The organism is Brevundimonas sp., from assembly GCF_031082345.1.
Classification (GTDB): domain Bacteria; phylum Pseudomonadota; class Alphaproteobacteria; order Caulobacterales; family Caulobacteraceae; genus Brevundimonas.
The window spans coordinates 1-814 of sequence record NZ_JAVHLH010000005.1 but is presented as its reverse complement, the minus strand read 5'-3'; the positions used below and the strand labels follow the sequence as shown (position 1 = coordinate 814).

General features: G+C 70.8%; 1 protein-coding gene. It reads left to right on the top strand.

Features of this window, described 5'->3' with window-relative positions; translation table 11 throughout:
• Positions 1 to 667: AarF/UbiB family protein (locus tag RDU12_RS00685; protein ID WP_308683956.1), on the top strand; the 667-nt coding region annotated here is incomplete at its 5' end.
• Positions 668 to 814: the final 147 nt, after the last annotated feature.

Below are 814 nucleotides of genomic sequence, written 5' to 3'. Positions count from 1 at the left end.
GTTCCATGCGGACCTGCACGAGGGCAATCTGTTCTGCCATGCGCCGGCCGAGCTGACGGCCATCGATTTCGGCATCGTCGGGCGGCTGGGGCCGTCGGAGCGGCGCTATCTGGCCGAGATCCTGTGGGGCTTCCTGAGCCGCGACTACGACCGCATCAGCCGGGTCCATTTCGAGGCCGGATACGTGCCGCCCGGGCATTCGGTCGAGGCCTTCGCCCAGGCGCTGCGGGCGGTGGGCGAGCCGGTCATCGGCAAACAGGCCAGCCAGGTGTCGATGGGCCGGCTGCTGGGCCAGCTGTTCGAGATCACCGCCCTGTTCGACATGCATCTGAGGCCGGAGCTGATCCTGCTGCAGAAGACCATGGTCTCGGTCGAGGGCGTGGCTCGGCGGCTGAACCCGGACCACGACCTGTGGGCCGCGTCCCAGCCGGTGGTCGAGCGCTGGATCCGGCGCGAGCTGGGGCCGCAGGCCCAGGTGCGCGACGCCCTCGAGGAGCTGCGGGCGACGCTGAAGGCCCTGTCGAAGCTGGCCCAGAACCCGCCGGAGGCCCGCACGGTGGTCATTCGCGAGACCCGGGCCCCGGGCTGGATGATCGTCGGGGTGACCCTGGCCGTGGCCGCCTCGGCCGCCGCCCTTGTTCTGTCGCTTTGGCCCCTCACCCTCTGAGGTCAGTTTCCGGAGACGAACCCATGAAGCCGCTTCTGCTCGCCGCCGCCGTCCTTCTGCTCGCGCCCGTCGCCGCCCAGGCCCAGGTGGCCGCCGGCTCCATGCCCAACACCTTCGACGATCCGAACGCCCGGGCCCAGGCCGTCT